Origin of the sequence: Candidatus Marimicrobium litorale (assembly GCF_026262645.1) — a bacterium.
Taxonomy (GTDB): Bacteria; Pseudomonadota; Gammaproteobacteria; order Pseudomonadales; family Halieaceae; genus Marimicrobium; species Marimicrobium litorale.
This window is the reverse complement of sequence record NZ_SHNO01000001.1, coordinates 2,712,417-2,731,490: the sequence shown is the minus strand read 5'-3', so window position 1 is coordinate 2,731,490 and position 19,074 is coordinate 2,712,417. Positions and strand designations below refer to the sequence as shown.

Below are 19,074 nucleotides of genomic sequence, written 5' to 3'. Positions count from 1 at the left end.
GCGAAAACCTGATCTAGTGTTGGTTTTGACAGCCGCATTCGCTCTTGGGGTCGTTCTGACTCTGTTGCTGCCTTTGGCTGCCAACCATTCGGTTGCAGACCCGGCATCAGCATTGCAAGCGGGCGTTATCATTCCTGAATAGGAATGATGTCTAGACTGTGTTTTCCTTGCAGTGATGCAGGGCAGCATTGGTCGCGACAAAATCCATCGAGACATCCTGCTCAGTTACCGGGACTCGCTCGAGTCGCTGGCATTCGTGGGCCAACCCGACCAGAACGGGGCCCGAATCAGTCGTCAGTGCCCGGTCATAGAACCCACCGCCCATTCCCAACCGACGCCCCCCCTCATCCCAGCCAACCAGAGGTAGAAACAGTATATCCAGTTGCGCCAGTTCGCATCGTTTGGCGTCAGGCATTGGCTCTGGGATGTTGTAGTGGTTGTCCTTTAAATTGTCCTGCGGTTGCCACAGCGCAAACGCCAGTGACTTGTCAGGACCGATGACGGGTAGAAAAACGTCTTTGCCGGATTCCCTTGCTTGCTGTGCGAGGAGTGCGGGGTCTATTTCGCCATCACTGGCAATATAGAGAGCGATACGAGTCGCGGCGTTCCAGGCGGTCAGTTGACGAACGGCCTGCTGGAGATCTGCTGCAGCGGTTAGCTGTTGCTGCTTAGTGAGGGCCGCTCGCCGCTGGCGAAGTGTGCGGCGTAATTCGACTTTGCGCTGCTGTATATCTGGCATAGGCAAAAGATGGGGTTCCCGGCGTACCGCTGACAGAACTGCCCTTGAACCCGACGGTTCAAGGTGGTGGTTCCTGAACTGTATAAGGCTTTCCGGACTGCGCCGGACATGCACACCAACAGAAGCGAGAAACCCCCGGGGTCATAATATCGGCTCGAGGACTGTAAGTCTGGCGAATACGTCAGGGCCCCGGAGCATTATAGCCTAAAAGATGAACCTGCATTTGATTATTGCTGCTGGATGAGAGTTGACAATATGTGTTTTTTTCGATTGGCGCGCCGCTTGCGACTCTCGCGTGCAGGCGTGGCGAACTAACCAATTTCCAGCTGGCGCAAGTCGTGTAGTGCCTCGTCCAGTTTATGATTGATTCGCTTCACTGACTCGGTGCCCGGTTGCGCGCTGCTGCCGTCAGTGGCTGAGAGTAATTCATAGCCTATATTCAATGCGGCCATAACGGCGATGCGTTCAACACCAATGACCTTGCCGCTGTCGCGGATGCCACGCATTTGTTTATCCAGATACTGAGCAGACATGATGAGCTGCGCTTCCTGCTCTTCCGGGCAGGCGACCTGGTAGTCTTTCTCAAGAATTTTTACAGTTACCGTATTGTTCTTATTCGTCACGCGGGTTACTCCATCGAGCGCAAACGGTCAATCATGGCTTCGACCTTGGTGCGCGCCAATTCGTTTTTGTCCATTAAGTCCTTGCGCTCGTCTCGCCAGCCGGCCACTTCGGCTTTTAACGCGCCGTTTTCTAAATTGAGTTCCCTGCACAGGGCGATAAGCTCGTCGAGCTTTTTTTCAAGGTCTTTGAGTTGGTTGCCGGACATGTGAATATACTTGGATAGTTATTATCAATGTCCTACTATAGTGGCCCGGCGCGCCGAGGTCAACGACACAAAAGCCATACATATCAATGGCATGGCATACTTTTTGAGCGAAGCTCGGCACCACGTAACACAACCGCCTGCCGGTCTGGAGAGACAGTCCTGATGTACGACGAGACAAATGAAGGGGTCGTAGTCTTTGACTTCGACGAACTGGCTGATCATCTGTTGGAGCAGGGCACGCTGGTTTCGCCTTCCCAGTTGCACGGTTGCTTGTGTGGTTTGCTCAGCGCCGGTGCGCCGCCGATGGCGGAATACGGTCTCGACGCACTGGCGCAGGCGCTGGATCTGGTCGTGCACGGGGAGCTCGCCGGACGGGTCATGCAACTTTACAGTGCCTCGGGTGCGGCCCTGCAGGATGAAGAGTTCACTTTTTATCCGCTGCTGCCCGCCGAGGAAACAGACATTTCCGAAAGAACGTTGGCACTGGCGGCCTGGTGTGAAGGATTTTTAACGGGTTTTGCCTATGCCGCGGCCGGTGAAGATCAATCAGGCAAGACGTTCTCTGAACCCTGTAGTGAGGCGTTGAGGGATATCGCCGCGCTAGCGCAGGCAGAGGCCGCTGAGGATGAAATCGATGATGAGGCTGAGGAAAATTACGCCGAACTCGTCGAGTACCTGCGTATCGCCGTCATCAATGTGTACCTGGAAAATGGAGCAGAGCCGCAAGATCATGCTAGTCATCCCGGCACGTCTCCGCTGCACTAACTATCCCGCAGCCGCTACCGCAGTCGCTGCAGACGCTTGAAAGAGTTATACCATGAGCATTAGCAAGACGGAGTTCGCCCGCCGACGGAAAAATCTTATGGCCCTTATGGAGGCCGATAGCATCGCTATAATCCCTTCCGCCAGAGAGCAACAGCGCAGTCGGGATACCGCTTACCCTTTCCGCCAGGACAGCGATTTTTTTTATCTTTCGGGTATCGATGAGCCGGAGTCGGTACTCGTGCTGTTGCCCGGGCGTCGTCATGGACAGTTTCTCGTATTTTGCCGGGAGCGTGACAAAAAAATGGAACTCTGGCACGGCGGCCGCGTGGGCCCCGAGGGCATGTGTGAACACCATGGCGCGGACGACGCATTTCCGATCGGGGACATAGACGACATACTCCCCGGGTTGCTGGAAGGGCGCAATCGCGTTTACTACTCAATGGGGCGCCGGGCGGAGTTTGACGGGCAGATCATGGCTTGGGTGAACCGGATTCGCGGTATGGAGTCCACTGGTGCGATACCGCCGGGGGAGTTCACGGATCTGGACCACATGTTGCATGAGTTGCGCTTGTTCAAGAGCGCCGCCGAGTTGCGCCTGATGCGCAAGGCCGCAGAAATCACGACGCGGGCGCATTGCCGCGTGATGCAAAGTTGTCGACCGGGTATGTTCGAGTATCAGTTAGAGGCGGGCTTGCAACACGAATTTTCCATGTCCGGAGCACGTTATGCGGCTTATCCAAGTATTGTCGGAGGAGGGCAGAACGCCTGCGTAATGCACTATGTCGATAATAGCGACAAGCTGCGTGACGGCGACTTGGTATTGATCGATGCGGGCTGCGAACTGGAAAACTATGCCTCGGATGTCACCCGGACTTTTCCTGTGAACGGCACATTCAGCGCCGCACAGCGCGCTCTTTACGACCTCGTGCTCTCGGCCCAGTTGGCGGCGATAGAGGAAGTGAAGCCCGGTAACCACTGGAACCAGCCGCACGACGCCAGCGTTTTGATACTGACGGAGGGGCTGGTGCAGCTGGGTTTGCTGAAGGGCAGTGTTGCAGCGCTCGTCAAGGAAGAGGCTTACCGTCCTTATTACATGCACCGTGTCGGCCACTGGCTCGGGCTGGATGTGCATGATGTGGGGGACTACCGTGTCGCCGAAGAATGGCGCGTGTTAGAACCCGGCATGGTCATGACAGTGGAGCCCGGTCTCTATATTCCTGTAGATGACCTCAGCGTGGCAAAAAAGTGGCGTGGCATTGGTATTCGAATCGAGGATGATGTGCTGGTCACGGAGGAGGGTTGTGAGGTAATGACGGCGTGGGCACCGAAAACCACAAAGGAGATAGAGGCGCTAATGGCGGCCTGAGTTATGTTTGCGAACGTTGATATTGTGATTGCTGGCGGGGGTATGGTTGGTGTCAGTCTTGCACTGCAACTCGATGCCTTGTTGCCATCGGATATCTCTATCGTACTGGTTGAGGGTTTTCGCCTACCCGACCCTGAGACGTCTGATGCAACAGAGTACCATCCCTCCTTCGACGCGCGCTCCACCGCTCTCAGCTACAGTTCTCGCCTAATCTATGAGCGCATGCAGGTTTGGGATGCACTGCAGTCGTGGCTTTGTCCGATCGAGAGTATTCATGTGTCCAGCCGGGGTCGCTTCGGTAGTGCGGTGATGCAGGCGCAGGAATACGATTGGCCCGCTTTGGGCTACGTGGTCGAGAATGCCTGGTTGGGGCGATCACTGCTGCAGGCACTCTATCGCAGGGATCGCGTGCAGGTCTGCAGTCCCGCCAAGGTCATTGCGGTCGAGGCGTCAGAGGCGGGCGTCAGGCTGGGCCTCGACGGACCTCTATCCCAGCTGGACGCGGGCCTGCTGCTGGTGGCCGATGGATCAGATTCCGGTTTGCGGCAGCAGTTGGGTGTCGCGGTGAGTGAGAAGTCCTATGGCCAGCATGCACTGGTTGCCAATGTGTCATTCGCAGAACCACATCGCGGCTGCGCGTACGAACGCTTCACCCCGGACGGACCTCTCGCTCTTTTGCCTCTGTTGCCGTCGGACGATGCCAACCGTTGCGCGCTGGTGTGGACTCTGCCTCCGGCAGAGGCACAGCAGTTGCTTGCGTGTCCGCAGGATGAATTCCTGCAGGCACTGCAGGCGCGCTTCGGTTATCGCCTGGGCCGTCTGCAGCAGGCGGGTGAGCGCTATAGCTATGGTTTGTCGCTGTTGCAGGCGAATGAACAGGTGCGCCAGGGTGTCGTGGTTATGGGGAATGCGGCTCATGCGCTGCACCCGGTTGCGGGGCAGGGCTTTAACCTGGCCCTGCGTGACGTGGCGGAGTTGGGTCGCGTGCTTTGCGAGGGTTTGGCTGCGGGTTTACCCGTCGGCGATCTGGACATGTTGCAGCGCTATCAGCAACGCCAGTCGGCAGACCAGTATAAGACGATCCAGCTGAGCGATCGCCTGCCGGGGCTGTTTATGCATCAGGATCCGTTGTTGGGCTTGGGGCGTGACCTGGCCTTGGCGGGGCTCGATATCCTGCCCGGGCTGAAGCGTGAGTTTGTGCGCCACGCAGCGGGAGTTGCCGGCCCGGGTGGAGGACTTAATGGTTGAACCCGGGTATTACGATGTAGTGATTGTGGGCGCGGGTATCGCCGGCAGTGCGTTGGCGGTGGCTCTGAGCGGTGAGGGTTTGTCTATCGCACTGGTTGAGGCGCAGCCGCTGACTCGAACACCCCTCCCGACAGGGCTGGCCCTGGACAGCTTTGATCCCCGCGTCAGCGCACTGACACCCCGCTCGCAGGCGTTGCTTGACAACTTGGGCGCTTGGGATGTCATCGTCGACTATCGCAGTTGCCGCTACCGACACATGACCGTTTGGGATGCCGAAGGAACAGGTCAGGTAGAATTTGATTGCGCAGACGTCGATGCTGAGCAACTCGGTTACATCGTGGAAAATCGCGCTATAGTCGATGCTCTCGTTGCGCAGATTGAAACCGCGGGCGACGTTTCGGTACTGAGTCCTGCCCGACTGCAGGCCTGTAACCGGCAGGCCTCAGGGCGCATGGTGCTGTCTATGGAGGATGGCATGTCACTGCAGGCGGGGTTGATCGTCGCCGCTGATGGTGCCCAGTCCCGGGTGCGGGAAATGATGAATTTTCGCTTACGGGAGTGGGACTACGGCCACCACGGTATTGTATGTACCGTGCAGTTAGAGAAATCTCACGAGGAAACTGCGTGGCAGCGCTTCCTGCCTTCCGGGCCGCTGGCATTGCTGCCGCTGCCGAGTACTGCCGAGCAGCATTTCTGTTCCATTGTGTGGTCACTGCAGGACGAACACGTGGATACTATCATGGCTTTGGATGACAAGGCGTTTTGCCGGACGCTGCAGCAGGCCTCTGAAATGCGACTGGGTAAGGTAACAGGCTGTACACGGCGCTTTGCTTTCCCCCTGCGGCAGAGACATGCGCGGGACTATGTGCAGCCGGGTGTCGCGCTGGTGGCCGATGCCGCACACACCCTTCATCCGTTGGCCGGTCAAGGGATCAACCTTGGTTTGCAGGATGTGGCGGTATTGGCAAGGGAGGTGCTGATGGGCTACCGCCGTGGAATCAGCCCGGGGCAGCTTGACCTGCTGCAGCGCTACCAGCGCCAACGCAAGGGCGAAAACCTGTTGATGATGTCGACTATGGAGGGCTTTAAGCGCCTGTTCGAGCAGGAGGCACTGCCACTGCGATGGTTGCGCAACGCCGGGCTACACGCAGTTGACCAGCTCCGCCCCGTCAAGCGTGAGCTGATGCGTCGTGCCATGGGTGTGGCGTGAACATTGTTTTTCGATGGAGGCCGGTTAGAATAGGCCGCTTTGGTCGCACAGGCCAGTCGTTGTTTGCAGAGGAACCCTTATGAGCCAGACGCCCAGTGAACTCAAATATGCCAGCACTCACGAATGGGCCCGTTTGGAAGAGGACGGCTCCGTCACGATAGGCATTACTGACCACGCCCAGAGCGCACTGGGCGATGTTGTTTTCGTTGAGTTGCCTGAAGTCGGTGTGGCTCTGGCTGCCGGCGACGAGGCCGGGGTGGTGGAGTCGGTAAAGGCCGCTTCCGATATCTACGCGCCGCTGGCGGGCGAGGTGATCGCCATTAATCCGAGTCTCGAGAATGACCCCGAAACCGTCAACGGCGATCCCTATAACGACGGATGGTTTTACAAGCTGCGGCCGGCCGATGCTGCGGAAATCGACGCTCTCCTGTCCGCTGAGGACTACCAGCTGCAATGTGCCGAGGAATAGGGCCGCCCTCCTCACATTACTTACTCCATGATTGATTTATTCCTGCGCAAGGGTGCCGAGCGTCGTTTGCGCGGGGGTCATCTGTGGGTCTATTCCAACGAAGTTGACAGCAAGCGCTCAAATCTCGGTGATTTCGAGGCGGGTGATCTCGTGGTCGTGCGTGGCTCGGACGGGCGCCTTCAGGGAAGCGCGTATATGGAGCCCCAATCGCTGATCTGTGCCCGGCTTTACTCACCGCATGTCGAACAAGCCATGAATGCCGAATGGTTCGAGCAGCGGTTGGCGACAGCGCTGGCCGTCCGGGAGGCCGCTTTCGACCAACCATACTATCGCCTGGTCTACGGTGACAGCGACGGTATGCCCGGTCTCGTTGTGGACCGCTTTGGCGATTACCTTGTTGCCCAGTTGCATAACGCGGGTCTTGAGCGTTACAGCGAGCTGTTGCAGGAGGCCCTGCTCTCGGTGCTGCAGCCAGCGGGTATTCTGCTGCGGACCGATAGCCGCGCCCGGCGCGAGCAGGGCTTGTCAACGGGCAGTGAGGTGATTTACGGCGAGGTGCCCGAGGAGGTGTCGCTTCAGGAAAACGGCACGAAGTTCCTGGCACCGGTCCATGCCGGACAGAAAACCGGTTGGTTTTACGATCATCGCATGTCACGTGCGCGACTCGCGCACTGGGTATCGGGCAAAGCGGTGCTGGACGTCTACAGCTACATCGGCGGGTGGGGGGTGCAGGCCGCTAACGCCGGTGCCGTGTCGGTGTGTTGCCTCGACAGTTCCGCCACCGCACTGGAAGGCGTTATGAAGAACGCACACCTGAATGATGTCGGTGAGCGAGTAACGACCCGCAAAGGCTCGGCGCCGGAGCAAATGGCCGCGTTACACGAGGAGGGCGCGCGCTTTGATGTGATTGTTCTCGATCCCCCCGCGTTTATTCAGCGCAAGAAGGATTTAAAAAAAGGCATCAACGCCTATCGCCGCATTAATGAGCTGGCTCTGCGTCTGTTAAAGCCGGGCGGCCTGCTGGTTTCGGCTTCTTGCTCTATGCATTTGCAGCGCTCTGACCTGATTCTCGCGCTGCAACAAGCCGCGGTGCGAGCCGCCTGCGGCGTTCGCATTGTGGAGCAAGGTGGCCAGGGGCCGGACCACCCCGTGCATCCTGCGATAGCGGAGACGGAATATCTAAAATCCCTTTTCGCGCTTAAGATAGAGGCCTGATCGAACCCCTCGATACTGTCAAAACGGCATGGTATGCGGCGGGACCGCCGCCATCAAGCGGGTGTTTTGGCGTTGCGATAATGCTGTGCTGACTGGCCGCACCCGATGTCAGCGCAGTGAGATCACCGGCCAGCCGCGCGCTTCTGCCTGCGCCCGCAGAGTGGCGTCCGGGTCTACGGCCACAGGATGATCAACCAGCTCCAGCAGAGCGAGATCGTTGTGAGAATCGCTGTAGAAGTAGGCGCCTGCGAGGTTGGTGTCGCGGCCCTCAAGCCACTGGTGCAGGCGTGTGACTTTGCCCGCCTGAAAGGAGGGGATTCCAGCGGGCTCTCCTGTGTACCGGCCACCCACTATCTCTCCCTCGCAGGCGATAAGATGCTCTATGCCCAATGCTGTCGCGATGGGAGCGGTGATAAACCGGTTGGTCGCGGTAATGATCAGTAGTTCGTGACCCCGATCTCGATGATGGGCCACCAGCTTCGTCGCGGCCGGCAGCATAATGGGCTGGATCACGTTCTGCATAAAGCCCGCGTGCCAGGCGGTGAGTACATCGGGCGGCTGGTCAATCAGGGGGCTCAGCGCGAAGCGCAGGTAGGCATCGATATCGAGGCTGCCCGCCTCGTAATCGGCGTAGAATCGATCGCCGCGCTGAGCAAAATCCGTGTTGTGGACAAGACCGTTATCGCAGACGTATTGTGCCCAAAGATGGTCGCTGTCGCCGCCGATCAGGGTGTTGTCGAGGTCAAATATTGCCAGTGCCACGTGACTGCGCTCCGTACTCGGTCAGCCAGCATAGCGGCAGGGGCTTGCAGAGTAAATTTCTCAGGGCCACGAAAGTGTGGAACAATGCGGTAGTTCAAGGAACAGGTGGCCCTTTCACGTGATTGATTTAGACGGCTTCCGACCGAACGTGGGCATTATGCTGGCCAATGACCGGGGCCAGTTGTTGTGGGCCCGTCGCGTTGGAGGCCACAATGCCTGGCAGTTTCCCCAGGGTGGCATTAGCGCGGGCGAATCGCCGAAGCAGGCACTTTTTCGCGAGTTGCACGAAGAAGTGGGTCTGGCGCGTGACGCAGTAGAGATTCTCGGTTCTACTCGTGGTTGGCTGCGCTACCGGTTGCCTAAACGCTTTGTCCGCGATGGCCAGAAGCCGGTGTGCATCGGGCAGAAGCAAAAGTGGTTCCTGCTGCGTATGCTGGAGGAGGATGCCGCTGTGCAACTGGACCAAAACGAAAAGCCCGAGTTCGATCACTGGCGCTGGGTGAGCTATTGGTATCCCCTTGATCAGATTATTCCTTTTAAGCGCGAGGTTTACCGCAGGGCGATGAAAGACCTGGCTGCTCCACTGGCACGACACACCAACCGGTTTCAGGGTGATTGACGCCTATGCTTGAAACATTGCGTCATATTGTGCAGGAGGTAAATGCTGCCAGGGGCCTTGAAGAGGCTCTCGATATTATCGTGCGGCGGGTGCAAGACGCTATGCAAACGCAGGTGTGCAGCGTTTATCTGCAGGACGGCAACAACGACCGATTGATCTTTCGTGCTACCCAGGGACTCAATCAGGCACTGGTGGATGAGGCGAGCCTGCCCGTGGGTGAGGGCCTGGTTGGCCTGGTCGCGGCGCGCGGCGAACCGGTCAATCTGGAAGAAGCCGAAAAGCATCCCAGCTTCCGTTTTCTTCCCGGGATTGGCGAAGAACAGTTCCACGCCTTTCTCGGAGTGCCCATCATTCACCAGCGTGGTGTCGTGGGCGTGCTGGTAGTGCAGCAAGCTGAACGTCGCCGATTTGACGAGAGTGATGAGGCCTTTCTTGTCACTCTTTCGGCGCAGCTGGCCGGCGTTATCGCACACGCGCAGGTCACCGGGGTATTGGAATCCCGTGTTCTTACCGGGGCCGTGCCGGCCAAGATTACCGGCGTGCCAGGCGCTCAGGGAGTCGCCATCGGTACCGCGGTGGTGGTGTCCCCGGGGGCTGATCTCTACGCCGTGCCGCCGCGAGAAGTGAAGGACAGGCGCAAGCAGGTGCGGGCATTCCGCGAGGCCCTCGAGGCAGTGCGTAAGGATATTCAGGTGGTAGCGGATAACCTGGGAGCGGAATTGAGCCCGGAGGATCACGCACTTTTTGATGTTTACCTGAGCATTCTTGACGATTCCACTATAGGGGCAGAAGTGGTGGGGCTGATCAAGGGAGGGCAGTGGGCCCAGGGTGCCCTGAGTCAGGTGATGATCGAGCACATTCGCCATTTTGAGCGCATGGAGCACAGTTATCTGAAAGAACGCGCTGTAGATGTTAGGGATCTAGGTACGCGAGTACTTACTTACTTGCAGGCTGCAAACCAGGAACCGCGCGCATACCCGGACCGGGCTATCCTCGTAGGGGAAGAATTGACCGCGACCTCCCTGGGAGAGATCCCCCGGGAGAAACTTGCCGGTTTGATCTCAGTCAGTGGTTCGGGCAACTCCCACGTGGCGATACTCGCTCGGGCGATGGGCGTTCCCACGGTGATGGGCGCCGTCGATTTGCCCTATGCCCGGCTGCAGGACCGTGAGCTGATCATCGACGGCTATAACGGCACAGTGCACCTCAACCCACTGCCCGAAATAAAGCAACGCTTCCAGGAGGTGCTGGACCAGGACGCGGCTCTGAGCAAAGACCTCGAGTCTCTCAGAGATCAACCGTGCGTGACTGTCGACGGCCACCGGATGCCGCTGTGGGTCAACACGGGGCTAATGGCCGATGTAACCCGCTCGCTGGAGCAAGGCGCGGAGGGGGTTGGCCTTTATCGCACCGAGGTGCCCTTCCTGCTGCGCGATCGCTTTCCCAGCGAAGAGGAGCAACGCCAGATTTATCGGGAGCAGTTGGAGGCCTTCGCACCCAAGCCGGTTACCATGCGCACGCTTGATATTGGCGGCGACAAATCCTTACCCTATTTCCCCATCGAGGAGGACAACCCTTTTCTCGGCTGGCGCGGTATCCGGGTGACACTGGACCACCCTGAAATCTTTCTGGCGCAGGTGCGTGCCATGCTCAAGGCTAACGAGGGCCTGTGGAATCTGCGGATCATGCTCCCCATGGTCAGTAATACTGCTGAAGTGGACGAGGCGCTTGCGCTTATCCATCGCAGCCACGAGGAGCTGCAGCAGGAGGGGCTGACCGGTCGGCTGCCGCCGGTCGGGGTCATGATTGAGGTGCCGGCAGCCGTTTCGCAAGCTCGGCTTATGGCTAGGCGTGTGGACTTCCTCTCGGTCGGCAGTAACGACCTCACCCAGTACCTGCTCGCGGTGGATCGTAATAACCCGCAGGTCGCCGGGCTTTACCACAGCCTGCATCCCGCGGTGATACATGCCCTGGAATTTGTGTCAGACGCCAGCCGGGCGGAGGGTGTGCCCATCGGGATATGTGGCGAGTTAGCGGGTGACCCGGGTGCCGCGGTGCTGTTATTAGGCATGGGTTATGACGTCTTGTCGATGAACGCTACTAGCCTCCCGAGGGTAAAAAACGCCCTGCGTAACGTGACGGTCAAGGAAGCGGAGCGCCTGCTGGCCGAGGTCAAGGAAATGGAAAGTGCCAAGCATATCAGCGGGCGGCTGGATCGCTTTCTCGCGGAGCATGGTATGGAGAAGTTTATCCACAACCCGGTGGCTTGAGCCGCGTTTTCACTGACCTCGACCAGGGCTCCATCACTTCGGCGCGCGCCCCGCTCAGTTCGCCCTCTTCACCAAAGCTGAGCTCCCGCCAATGGATGCTCCCTGAACTCTCTGTCCACAGGGTGGTGGATGACCGTGTGCCGTACCCCTCGGTGACGATAAACTGTGCTGAGAGCGTCCGGTCCATAGTGTCGTTGAGGCCCTGGCAGGCCAGACTGTGCGGGTCTGCCCGCGTCCGGTCTGCGACCAATTGTGCGAGGTCGTCGTGTGATACACCATCCCCTTGCTGCAGCGATAGCAGCATTGCTTTGCCTCGCTCCACCTTGGGCCATGGCGTATCAAGGCGTGCGTTGCTCAATCCGTAAAGCCCCGGCGACAGAGCCCTGGGAGCCTGTCCGCCGCTGTTAGCGAAGTACCACAGGCTGTCTCTGTCGCCTGCCAGCAAGTTAAAGCCTGCGTATTCGCTACTGCGCTTTGCCAATTCCGCCAGATAGGACGCCGGGGTCTTGTTGCCTGCGAGGTAGTCCAGAGGTAATTCCCCTCTGGAGCGGGGGGCCGGCATGGCCACGTCCGGGTCGCGATAGTTGGTGACTGCGGCGAAGCGCCCCTCCCGGGTCACCCCCATCCACGTGCCCCCCTGCTCGAGGTCGCGGCCTGCCAGCAGACCCGGGTATTCAGGCCAGAACGCTGCGGGGGCGGTGGGACGTGCATAAAACTCGTCGCGGTTGGCCGCAACCATCAGGGGATAATCGGCTGATAGCTGGTGGGCGAAGATCAGTAGACACATGGGTTGTTGGCCTGAAAGTGCAAAGGCAAGCTGCCACTCGCGTAAAGTAAGCGCTATCTTCGCTTATTCCCCGAGCTTATTGCCAATGTCATTTGTGTCTGATCGACGTGGAGCGTTCTTTACCGGGTAAAGAATTGTGAAACGAAGTCGGCTGGATAATAATGAAGCCCTCGACTTTCCGGGACGTACCCGGCGGGCCAAACCCGCCGGGTACGTCCAGCACAGACAGGCTTTTATGCTGATCTATCCAGAAATAGACCCGGTGGCGCTTTCCCTGGGGCCGCTCAAGGTACATTGGTATGGCCTGACCTATCTCACCGGGATTGCAGTGGGCTGGTGGCTCGCCGCTCGTCGTAGCAAGCTGCCCTGGACGCCGGTGTCCCGCGATCAGGTAGATGATCTTATTTTTTATTGCGCGCTTGGCATCGTCCTGGGCGGCCGTGTTGGATACACCCTTTTTTATGGTGGTGACCGCCTGCTGGAAAACCCCGCCTGGGCCCTGCGCGTGTGGGAAGGAGGAATGTCATTCCACGGCGGCTTTCTTGGAGTTTTGCTGGCCATGTACCTCTTTGGCCGTCGTCACCAGATTCCCTTCTGGCGTCTGATGGACTTTATAGCGCCTTTTGTGCCGGTCGGACTGGGTCTCGGTCGTATAGGTAACTTTATTGGTCAGGAATTGTGGGGACGGCCCAGTGATGTCCCCTGGGCCATGGTGTTCCCTGCGGACCCGCTGCAACTGGCGCGCCACCCCTCTCAGCTTTATCAGTTTGCGCTGGAGGGGTTGCTCATGTTCATCATCCTTTACTGGTATTCTGCCAAGCCGCGGCCGACCTGTGCCGTGTCGGGCTTGTTTTCCCTCAGTTACGGTTGTGTGCGGTTCGTCTCTGAGTTTTTCCGCGAGCCGGACCAGCACATTGGTTTTCAGGCGTTCGGCTGGATGACACGTGGCCAGATGCTCTCCCTGCCGATGATATTGTTGGGCGTGTACCTTATTGGCATCGCCTACGGCCGGGCCAGCGCTGCCCAACAACAACCCGGTAAAAAAACGGCAAGATGAAACAATATCTGAATTTACTGCAGGACATTCTCGGAAACGGCGTTCAAAAGGGCGACCGCACCGGCACCGGTACGCTCTCCGTGTTTGGGCGTCAGTTCCGCCATGACCTGTCCGACGGGTTTCCTTTGCTGACCACCAAGAAGCTACATTTCAAAAGTATCGTGAATGAGCTGCTCTGGTTTCTTAACGGCGATACCAACACCCGTTGGTTGAATGAAAACGGGGTGAGTATTTGGAACGAGTGGGCGACCGAGGAGGGAGACCTTGGGCCGATTTACGGTGCCCAATGGACAGCCTGGCCCACCCGGGACGGCGGTACCCTCAACCAGATCGACTATGTGGTGGATTGCCTGCGCAACAATCCGGATAGCCGGCGCATCCTTTTTCATGCCTGGAACGTGGAGTACTTGCCCGACGAAAGCATGAGCCCTCAGGACAATGTGCGTGCCGGGCGCATGGCCCTGCCGCCCTGTCATTTGCTGTACCAGTTTTATGTCGCGCAGGGCCGTCTCTCGTCTCAGTTAATGATTCGCTCCAGCGATTCTTTTCTCGGATTACCTTATAACAGCGCCAGCCTTGCGCTGTTGACGCATATGCTGGCCCAGCAGTGTGACCTGGAGCCAGGGGAAATCATCGTTTGTACAGGCGATTCGCATATTTACAGCAACCATCTTGAGCAGGTGCGCACCCAGTTGCAGCGTGAACCACTCGCACTGCCGCGACTGGACATCCGCCGCCGCCCCGAGGATATCTACAGCTACTGTTTCGAGGATTTCCAGATTACGGGTTACTCGCCCCACGCTCACATTCCAGCGCCGGTCGCAGTGTGACAGAGACGCGGCCCCTCGCCCTAATCGTCGCTGTGGCGGAGAATGGTGTTATCGGCCGCGATAACGACCTGCCCTGGAAGATCCCGGCTGATATGGCCCATTTCAAACGCGTCACAATGGGCAAGCCGCTGCTCATGGGCCGCAAGACCTACGAGTCTATCGGCCGTCCACTGCCGGGCCGAACCAATATAGTGATTACGCGCAATCCAGACTTCAGTGCCCCGGGAATCGAGGTCGTGCCTTCTTTTGAAGAGGCGGTTCTGCGCGCACAATCTGTTGCCCGCGCCGATGGGGCGGAGGAAGTGATCGTGATGGGAGGCGCAGAGGTTTATCGGGTAAGTCTGCCCGCGGCGGATCGTTTGTATGTCACTGAGGTGCATGCGGCAATTGAAGGGGATGCTTACCTTGACCTTGATCTCGGTGGTTGGCGGGAGGTCAGTCGGGGGTATCATGACGCGGGGCCACAGTCCAGTGGCTTGGCCTACAGTTTTGTGCAGTATGGGCGGCCGCAGGCACGAAAAAGATAGGAACCACTGTTACCTTTCGGAGGTTTATTGACGCCGAGTGTAACCAAACTACCCACACTGGAAAGAAAGACAATTGGTTCGGGGCATTGATTGAAAACACAGGACAAGTGGTTTAAATTTGCCACCTCGTATTTATAGGCGCCAGGGTCTTCCCGCCAGTGAAAGTCGGGAACTTGGACGAGTTTATTTAGATTCGTATTTCTCTATTGGCTTACTTTAGGAAGCATGATTCCCATGACTATGCATCGATTGAAAGCAGTGTTGATCGCTGCGCTGATTGCCGCGGGTGCCCTCGGGGGCCCGGTGACGGCGGTACACGCAAATAATCTGGACTCCGTCCTCGCGGTAGGCAAGTCCAAGAATAACGCAGCGCGCAAATCTCAGGTGAAGATAGACAGGCTTGCGGAAGAAACCCGCGACCTCCTCACTGAGTACAAGACGGTGATGAAACAGGTCGATGGCCTCAAGGTGTATAACGAGCGTTTGCAGCGCCAGATTGAAAATCAGGTGGCGCGCATTGCGACCATTGAGGAGAACATCGATAACTCCACCGTTATCGCCCGTCAGATGACGCCGCTGATTATCCGCATGATTGATGGACTGCAACAGTTCGTCGAACTGGACGTTCCGTTCCAGAGAGAAGAGAGAATGCAGCGAGTCGGTTTTTTGCGTGACAACCTCGACCGGGCTGACGTCAGCGTCGCCGAGAAGTTCCGCGCAGTGCTGGAAGCCTACAATATCGAGTTGCAGTACGGTCGCGGTATTGATACCTACCGCGGCACGATCGATCTTGGCGACGCCGAGCGTGAGGTCGACTTTCTCCGCGTCGGTCGTATCGCCCTGGTGTATCAGACCACTGACGGCGCTGTGTCCGGTGCCTGGGATAATGCCGCCAGAAGCTGGGTGGACCTGCCCTCGGGCGATTATAACTCTGCCATTCGCAAGGGCATACGCATCGCGAAGAAGCAGGCCACCATTGAGTTGTTGAACATGCCCGTAGCGGCGCCGGAGGCTAACTGATGAGCGTTAACTTTATAAAAGGCGCGGCCCTTGCACTGTGCGGTGCACTGACCTTGTCTGCCGGGCCTGCCCTGGCGCAGGAAGCCAAGTCACTGGACGAATTGTTAAAGTTTGTGAAACAGGGCCAGGCGCAAGAGGCCAAGGAAAACCGGCAGCGCGAGCAGCGCTTCTCCAATGACAAAGCCAATCAGGCGGCCTCACTGACACGGGCGGAAAATGAGCGCGCCCGGCAGGAAGCGCTGTCCACCGAGCTGGAAAACGCGTTCGAGGCGAATGAACTCGAGATTGCGGATAAGCAAGAGCTGCTCAGGGAGAAGCTCGGCACACTGACGGAGCTGTTCGGCCATCTCACATCCGCATCCGGTGACCTCGCCTCCAACGTCGAGGTGTCACTGGTATCGGCACAGTATCCCGGCCGTGAAGCATTCCTGCGCGACCTGGTCAGGAAGATGAGCAACTCGGACGACTTGCCCAGCATTGAAGAAATCGAGCGTGTCTGGTTTGAGCTATTGCAGGAAATCCGGGAAACGGGAGAGGTTACGGCCTTTTCAGCGGAAGTTTCCTCGCCGGGCGGTGAGCGCGCCTCGCGCGACGTGGTGCGCATCGGTTCCTTCAATATTATCGACACAGACGGCAACTACCTGAGCTATGACAACGACACACTGAGTGAACTGGCGCGCCAGCCGAGCGGGCCCTACACCGGTTGGGCGGAAGAGCTTGCCGGTGCCACCAGTGGGTTGCATACGTTCGGCATAGACCCCACCGGCCCTACAGGCGGGTCGTTCCTGGCGGCGATTATCGACACGCCGACACTGACCGAGCGCTGGCACCAGGGCGGATACGTGGGTTACGCCATTACCGCGGTGGGTATTTTTGCCCTGTTTTTGGCGGTGTACCGCATGGTTGCGCTGACCGCCATTGGTGGCAAGGTCAATGCGCAGCTCAAGAGCAACACGGCCAATGAGAACAATCCACTGGGCCGTGTGCTGAAGATTCACGAGGACAACCCCAACATGGATACCGAGACGCTCGAGTTGAAGTTGTCCGAGGGCGTGCTGAAGGAAACGCCGAAACTGGAGAGTGGTCTTACAATACTGAAGATCATCGCGGCGGTGGCTCCCCTGATGGGTCTGCTGGGTACTGTGACCGGCATGATTTTAACCTTCCAGGCGATTACGATTTTTGGCGCGGGCGATCCCAAGGCCATGGCGGGTGGTATTTCCAGCGCCTTGATCACAACCGTACTCGGCCTGCTGGTCGCAATCCCGACTGTATTGCTCCACACCATTGTGAATGGCCGTGCGCAACGGATCATCCACATATTGGACGAGCAGACCACCGGTATGGTTGCAGAACACACAGAAGCCAACCTGAGGTCTTGAGATGGGTGGTTTTAGTGAGGTACTGCTCGCTTTCATGGACAAGGGCGGCGAGGTCCTTTGGCTGATTGCCGCGCTGTTGTTCGTGATGTGGACCCTCATCTTTGAGCGGGTGTGGTATCTCAAGTTTGGTTGGAAAAATGACGTTGCCAAGGTAATCACCCAGTGGGAAGGGCGCGGGGAAAGAAAATCCTGGGAGGCGCGTCAGGTGCGCAACATGCTGATTTCCCAAGCCCGTATGCAGATAAACCAGTATCTGCCGATGATAAAAACGCTGGTAGCACTGTGTCCCCTGCTCGGCTTACTGGGCACGGTGTGGGGCATGATTGAGGTGTTCAATATTATGGCGGTAACAGGTGGCGGCGATGCCAAATCCATGGCCGGCGGTGTGCAGCAGGCCACTATCCCCACCATGGCGGGCATGGTGGCCGCGTTGTCCGGCGTTTTTGCCAATACGTATGTCACGCGAATTGCCCAGCGGGAAAGTGAATTCCTGCAGGACAACCTGACAACGGATCATTAATAGAGCCATGTTAGATGCGTAAGAGAAACCGACAAGCGGAAGCCGATGAGGCGGAGATCGATCTGACGCCTATGCTGGACGTGGTGTTCATCATGCTGATCTTTTTCATTGTGGTGGCGTCCTTTCTCAAGGAGGCCGGCATTGAGATGAATCGGCCGGACAGCAACCAGAACCCCCCGGAAGCGGACGCTACCAGCATCGTGGTGACGATTACCGGTGACGACCAGATCTGGATGGAGAACCGGCGCATTGATATCCGCGCGGTACGAGCCAACATCGCTCGACTACTGGCGTCGGATCCGGAGCAGGCATTTACGGTTAAGACGGAGACTGGCGCTAGCGCTGGTACGCTCCTCGCCGTGGGCGACGCTGCCCGAGAGGCAGGCGTTAATCAAGTGAATTGGCCAGCGGAGAAAAAGCAGTGAGCAGGCGTGGATTATCGGCGGGCGGGCGCGCGCAGGAGGGTGGCGATCAGGGTGATATCGATCTGACACCGATGCTTGATGTCGTATTCATTATGCTCATCTTTTTTATTGTGACGTCCTCTTTCGTGAAAGAACCCGGCGCTGACCTCACCAAGTACGAGGCGGTGACCACGGATCCTTGCTTGCGCGGAACTATTATTTTTGCGATAGATTCCGTCGGCAAGATTCACTATGACAAAAAGGAAATCCCTCTCGATCGCGCCTATCGCCTTGCCGAGGCGGCCAAGAAGGAAGCGCCCAGGGCGAACTTTGTTGTCCAAGCCGATAAAGAAGCACCGACGGCCGTTCTTAGCGAGTTATTGTCCCTGATCAAGCCACTGATGGATGCACCGCTGTGTGCCTCCACGGATGAGCGGGGGTAGTTGATATGGAGAACAGCCCGCTGAGAATGGTTATCTCGATACTGCTTGCTATCCCGGTGGTGGTAGGCCTGTTCGGGATCATGCACAGCCTGATCGACAGCAACTATGAGAACCCCGAGCTGGAAAACCGCAAAATTGCTGACCTGGTTCAACCCGATGAAGAAATCGAGTTGGAGACCAGTACGCCCAAGCCTGACAAGGTAGAGGACCCCGAAGAGCCGCCACCCGAGATGGAAATGGTTGAGCTCGACGTGGATATGGATGTCGATGCGAACAATTTCGCACCCACGGTGGGTGTGAATGTTGAGATCGGTGTTGGCGGGAATCTGGGAGGTGACGGTGAGTACCTGCCGATTGTGAAGGTGGCGCCTATTTATCCCCGTCGCGCCCAGACACGCGGTATCACGGGTTACTGTATCGTCGAGTACACGGTGACCACCACGGGTGCTATCCGGGATCCCGTCGCGGTAGATTGTAAGCCATCGGGCGTATTCGACCGCGCGTCGGTGAAAGCTGCAACCAAGTTTAAATATAAGCCTCGCGTGGTGGATGGTGAACCCATCGAAGTGGCGGGAGTGCAGAACAAGTTTACCTATGAGCTGGAAAACTGAT

22 protein-coding genes and 1 other RNA gene are annotated in these 19,074 nt (G+C 57.9%); 17 read left to right on the top strand and 6 right to left on the bottom strand.

Going from position 1 to position 19,074, the window contains the following annotated elements; translation table 11 throughout:
* Positions 1–151 precede the first annotated feature (151 nt).
* The 4 genes from EYC82_RS12300 to EYC82_RS12285 form a co-directional block, all read right to left on the bottom strand.
* Positions 152–739 (bottom strand): 5-formyltetrahydrofolate cyclo-ligase, encoded by a 588-nt coding sequence (locus EYC82_RS12300; protein WP_279249830.1) that lies wholly within the window; start codon positions 737–739, stop codon positions 152–154.
* An 11-nt stretch (positions 740–750) separates the two neighbouring features.
* Positions 751–930: non-coding RNA, 6S RNA (gene ssrS, locus EYC82_RS12295), on the bottom strand.
* A gap of 120 nt (positions 931–1,050) precedes the next feature.
* Positions 1,051–1,362 (bottom strand): cell division protein ZapA, encoded by a 312-nt coding sequence (locus tag EYC82_RS12290; protein WP_279249829.1) that lies wholly within the window; start codon positions 1,360–1,362, stop codon positions 1,051–1,053.
* Between the two features lie 5 nt (positions 1,363–1,367).
* A complete protein-coding gene (locus EYC82_RS12285) occupies positions 1,368–1,568 on the bottom strand; it encodes a TIGR02449 family protein (RefSeq protein ID WP_279249828.1) in 201 nt (66 codons plus the stop codon).
* Positions 1,569–1,730: 162 nt separating this feature from the next.
* Here EYC82_RS12285 and EYC82_RS12280 point away from each other — a divergent pair, with 162 nt between their 5' ends.
* From EYC82_RS12280 to EYC82_RS12255, 6 genes are all read left to right on the top strand, one after another.
* Positions 1,731–2,333, top strand: a complete 603-nt coding sequence (locus EYC82_RS12280; RefSeq protein ID WP_279249827.1) for a UPF0149 family protein — start codon at positions 1,731–1,733, stop codon at positions 2,331–2,333.
* 52 nt (positions 2,334–2,385) lie between these two features.
* Positions 2,386–3,699 (top strand): Xaa-Pro aminopeptidase, encoded by a 1,314-nt coding sequence (gene pepP, locus EYC82_RS12275; RefSeq protein ID WP_279249826.1) that lies wholly within the window; start codon positions 2,386–2,388, stop codon positions 3,697–3,699.
* 3 nt (positions 3,700–3,702) lie between these two features.
* Complete coding sequence (ubiH, locus tag EYC82_RS12270) at positions 3,703–4,947, top strand: 2-octaprenyl-6-methoxyphenyl hydroxylase (RefSeq protein WP_279249825.1); 1,245 nt, start codon at positions 3,703–3,705, stop codon at positions 4,945–4,947.
* A complete protein-coding gene (locus EYC82_RS12265; protein ID WP_279249824.1) occupies positions 4,940–6,157 on the top strand; it encodes a UbiH/UbiF/VisC/COQ6 family ubiquinone biosynthesis hydroxylase in 1,218 nt (405 codons plus the stop codon). Before ubiH ends, EYC82_RS12265 begins: the two co-directional genes overlap by 8 nt.
* Positions 6,158–6,236: 79 nt before the next feature.
* Positions 6,237–6,626 (top strand): glycine cleavage system protein GcvH, encoded by a 390-nt coding sequence (gcvH, locus tag EYC82_RS12260; protein WP_279249823.1) that lies wholly within the window; start codon positions 6,237–6,239, stop codon positions 6,624–6,626.
* A 27-nt stretch (positions 6,627–6,653) separates the two neighbouring features.
* Complete coding sequence (locus tag EYC82_RS12255) at positions 6,654–7,841, top strand: class I SAM-dependent rRNA methyltransferase (protein WP_279249822.1); 1,188 nt, start codon at positions 6,654–6,656, stop codon at positions 7,839–7,841.
* Positions 7,842–7,949: 108 nt separating this feature from the next.
* Here the strand turns inward: EYC82_RS12255 and EYC82_RS12250 are convergent, their stop codons facing one another.
* Positions 7,950–8,603, bottom strand: coding sequence for a histidinol-phosphatase (locus tag EYC82_RS12250; RefSeq protein ID WP_279249821.1), 654 nt, complete (start codon positions 8,601–8,603; stop codon positions 7,950–7,952).
* 118 nt (positions 8,604–8,721) lie between these two features.
* Between EYC82_RS12250 and EYC82_RS12245 the strand changes: the two genes are divergently transcribed.
* Both EYC82_RS12245 and ptsP read left to right on the top strand, forming a co-directional pair.
* On the top strand, positions 8,722–9,222 hold the full coding sequence (locus EYC82_RS12245) for an RNA pyrophosphohydrolase (RefSeq protein ID WP_279249820.1): 501 nt from the start codon (positions 8,722–8,724) through the stop codon (positions 9,220–9,222).
* 5 nt (positions 9,223–9,227) lie between these two features.
* Positions 9,228–11,492, top strand: coding sequence for a phosphoenolpyruvate--protein phosphotransferase (gene ptsP / locus EYC82_RS12240; protein WP_279249819.1), 2,265 nt, complete (start codon positions 9,228–9,230; stop codon positions 11,490–11,492).
* On the opposite strand, the gene EYC82_RS12235 is transcribed toward ptsP, so the two are convergent.
* Complete coding sequence (locus EYC82_RS12235; protein ID WP_279249818.1) at positions 11,470–12,279, bottom strand: NRDE family protein; 810 nt, start codon at positions 12,277–12,279, stop codon at positions 11,470–11,472. The genes ptsP and EYC82_RS12235 overlap by 23 nt on opposite strands.
* Positions 12,280–12,514: 235 nt before the next feature.
* On the opposite strand from EYC82_RS12235, the gene lgt reads away from it, so the two are divergent.
* From lgt to EYC82_RS12190, 9 genes are all read left to right on the top strand, one after another.
* Entirely contained in the window at positions 12,515–13,336 is an 822-nt protein-coding gene (gene lgt / locus EYC82_RS12230) for a prolipoprotein diacylglyceryl transferase (protein WP_279250696.1), read from the top strand.
* A complete protein-coding gene (locus tag EYC82_RS12225) occupies positions 13,333–14,166 on the top strand; it encodes a thymidylate synthase (RefSeq protein WP_279249817.1) in 834 nt (277 codons plus the stop codon). The genes lgt and EYC82_RS12225 overlap by 4 nt, the downstream gene beginning before the upstream one ends.
* Positions 14,163–14,693, top strand: a complete 531-nt coding sequence (locus tag EYC82_RS12220; RefSeq protein ID WP_279249816.1) for a dihydrofolate reductase — start codon at positions 14,163–14,165, stop codon at positions 14,691–14,693. Before EYC82_RS12225 ends, EYC82_RS12220 begins: the two co-directional genes overlap by 4 nt.
* Positions 14,694–14,927: 234 nt before the next feature.
* Entirely contained in the window at positions 14,928–15,713 is a 786-nt protein-coding gene (locus EYC82_RS12215) for a DUF3450 domain-containing protein (RefSeq protein ID WP_279249815.1), read from the top strand.
* Entirely contained in the window at positions 15,713–17,095 is a 1,383-nt protein-coding gene (locus EYC82_RS12210; protein WP_279249814.1) for a MotA/TolQ/ExbB proton channel family protein, read from the top strand. Before EYC82_RS12215 ends, EYC82_RS12210 begins: the two co-directional genes overlap by 1 nt.
* 1 nt (position 17,096) lies before the next feature.
* Entirely contained in the window at positions 17,097–17,615 is a 519-nt protein-coding gene (locus EYC82_RS12205) for a MotA/TolQ/ExbB proton channel family protein (protein WP_279249813.1), read from the top strand.
* 14 nt (positions 17,616–17,629) lie between these two features.
* Positions 17,630–18,040, top strand: a complete 411-nt coding sequence (locus tag EYC82_RS12200; protein WP_279249812.1) for an ExbD/TolR family protein — start codon at positions 17,630–17,632, stop codon at positions 18,038–18,040.
* Positions 18,041–18,111: 71 nt separating this feature from the next.
* Positions 18,112–18,462 (top strand): ExbD/TolR family protein, encoded by a 351-nt coding sequence (locus EYC82_RS12195; protein ID WP_423243920.1) that lies wholly within the window; start codon positions 18,112–18,114, stop codon positions 18,460–18,462.
* A gap of 5 nt (positions 18,463–18,467) precedes the next feature.
* Positions 18,468–19,073: an energy transducer TonB gene (locus EYC82_RS12190; RefSeq protein WP_279249810.1), complete on the top strand. Its 606-nt coding sequence runs from the start codon at positions 18,468–18,470 to the stop codon at positions 19,071–19,073.
* The last annotated feature ends 1 nt before the right edge of the window (position 19,074 follow it).

Bases quoted from the DNA above. Each gene is read 5' to 3' on its own strand.
- EYC82_RS12200 (WP_279249812.1), top strand. From the start codon at position 17,630: ATGCGTAAGAGAAACCGACAAGCGGAAGCCGATGAGGCGGAGATCGAT.
- EYC82_RS12280 (WP_279249827.1), top strand. From the start codon at position 1,731: ATGTACGACGAGACAAATGAAGGGGTCGTAGTCTTTGACTTCGACGAA.
- EYC82_RS12235 (WP_279249818.1), bottom strand. From the start codon at position 12,279: ATGTGTCTACTGATCTTCGCCCACCAGCTATCAGCCGATTATCCCCTG.
- EYC82_RS12190 (WP_279249810.1), top strand. From the start codon at position 18,468: ATGGAGAACAGCCCGCTGAGAATGGTTATCTCGATACTGCTTGCTATC.
- pepP (WP_279249826.1), top strand. From the start codon at position 2,386: ATGAGCATTAGCAAGACGGAGTTCGCCCGCCGACGGAAAAATCTTATG.
- EYC82_RS12195 (WP_423243920.1), top strand. From the start codon at position 18,112: ATGCTTGATGTCGTATTCATTATGCTCATCTTTTTTATTGTGACGTCC.
- lgt (WP_279250696.1), top strand. From the start codon at position 12,515: ATGCTGATCTATCCAGAAATAGACCCGGTGGCGCTTTCCCTGGGGCCG.
- gcvH (WP_279249823.1), top strand. From the start codon at position 6,237: ATGAGCCAGACGCCCAGTGAACTCAAATATGCCAGCACTCACGAATGG.
- EYC82_RS12300 (WP_279249830.1), bottom strand. From the start codon at position 739: ATGCCAGATATACAGCAGCGCAAAGTCGAATTACGCCGCACACTTCGC.
- EYC82_RS12225 (WP_279249817.1), top strand. From the start codon at position 13,333: ATGAAACAATATCTGAATTTACTGCAGGACATTCTCGGAAACGGCGTT.
- ptsP (WP_279249819.1), top strand. From the start codon at position 9,228: ATGCTTGAAACATTGCGTCATATTGTGCAGGAGGTAAATGCTGCCAGG.
- EYC82_RS12215 (WP_279249815.1), top strand. From the start codon at position 14,928: ATGACTATGCATCGATTGAAAGCAGTGTTGATCGCTGCGCTGATTGCC.
- ubiH (WP_279249825.1), top strand. From the start codon at position 3,703: ATGTTTGCGAACGTTGATATTGTGATTGCTGGCGGGGGTATGGTTGGT.
- EYC82_RS12265 (WP_279249824.1), top strand. From the start codon at position 4,940: ATGGTTGAACCCGGGTATTACGATGTAGTGATTGTGGGCGCGGGTATC.
- EYC82_RS12255 (WP_279249822.1), top strand. From the start codon at position 6,654: ATGATTGATTTATTCCTGCGCAAGGGTGCCGAGCGTCGTTTGCGCGGG.
- EYC82_RS12210 (WP_279249814.1), top strand. From the start codon at position 15,713: ATGAGCGTTAACTTTATAAAAGGCGCGGCCCTTGCACTGTGCGGTGCA.
- EYC82_RS12205 (WP_279249813.1), top strand. From the start codon at position 17,097: ATGGGTGGTTTTAGTGAGGTACTGCTCGCTTTCATGGACAAGGGCGGC.
- EYC82_RS12285 (WP_279249828.1), bottom strand. From the start codon at position 1,568: ATGTCCGGCAACCAACTCAAAGACCTTGAAAAAAAGCTCGACGAGCTT.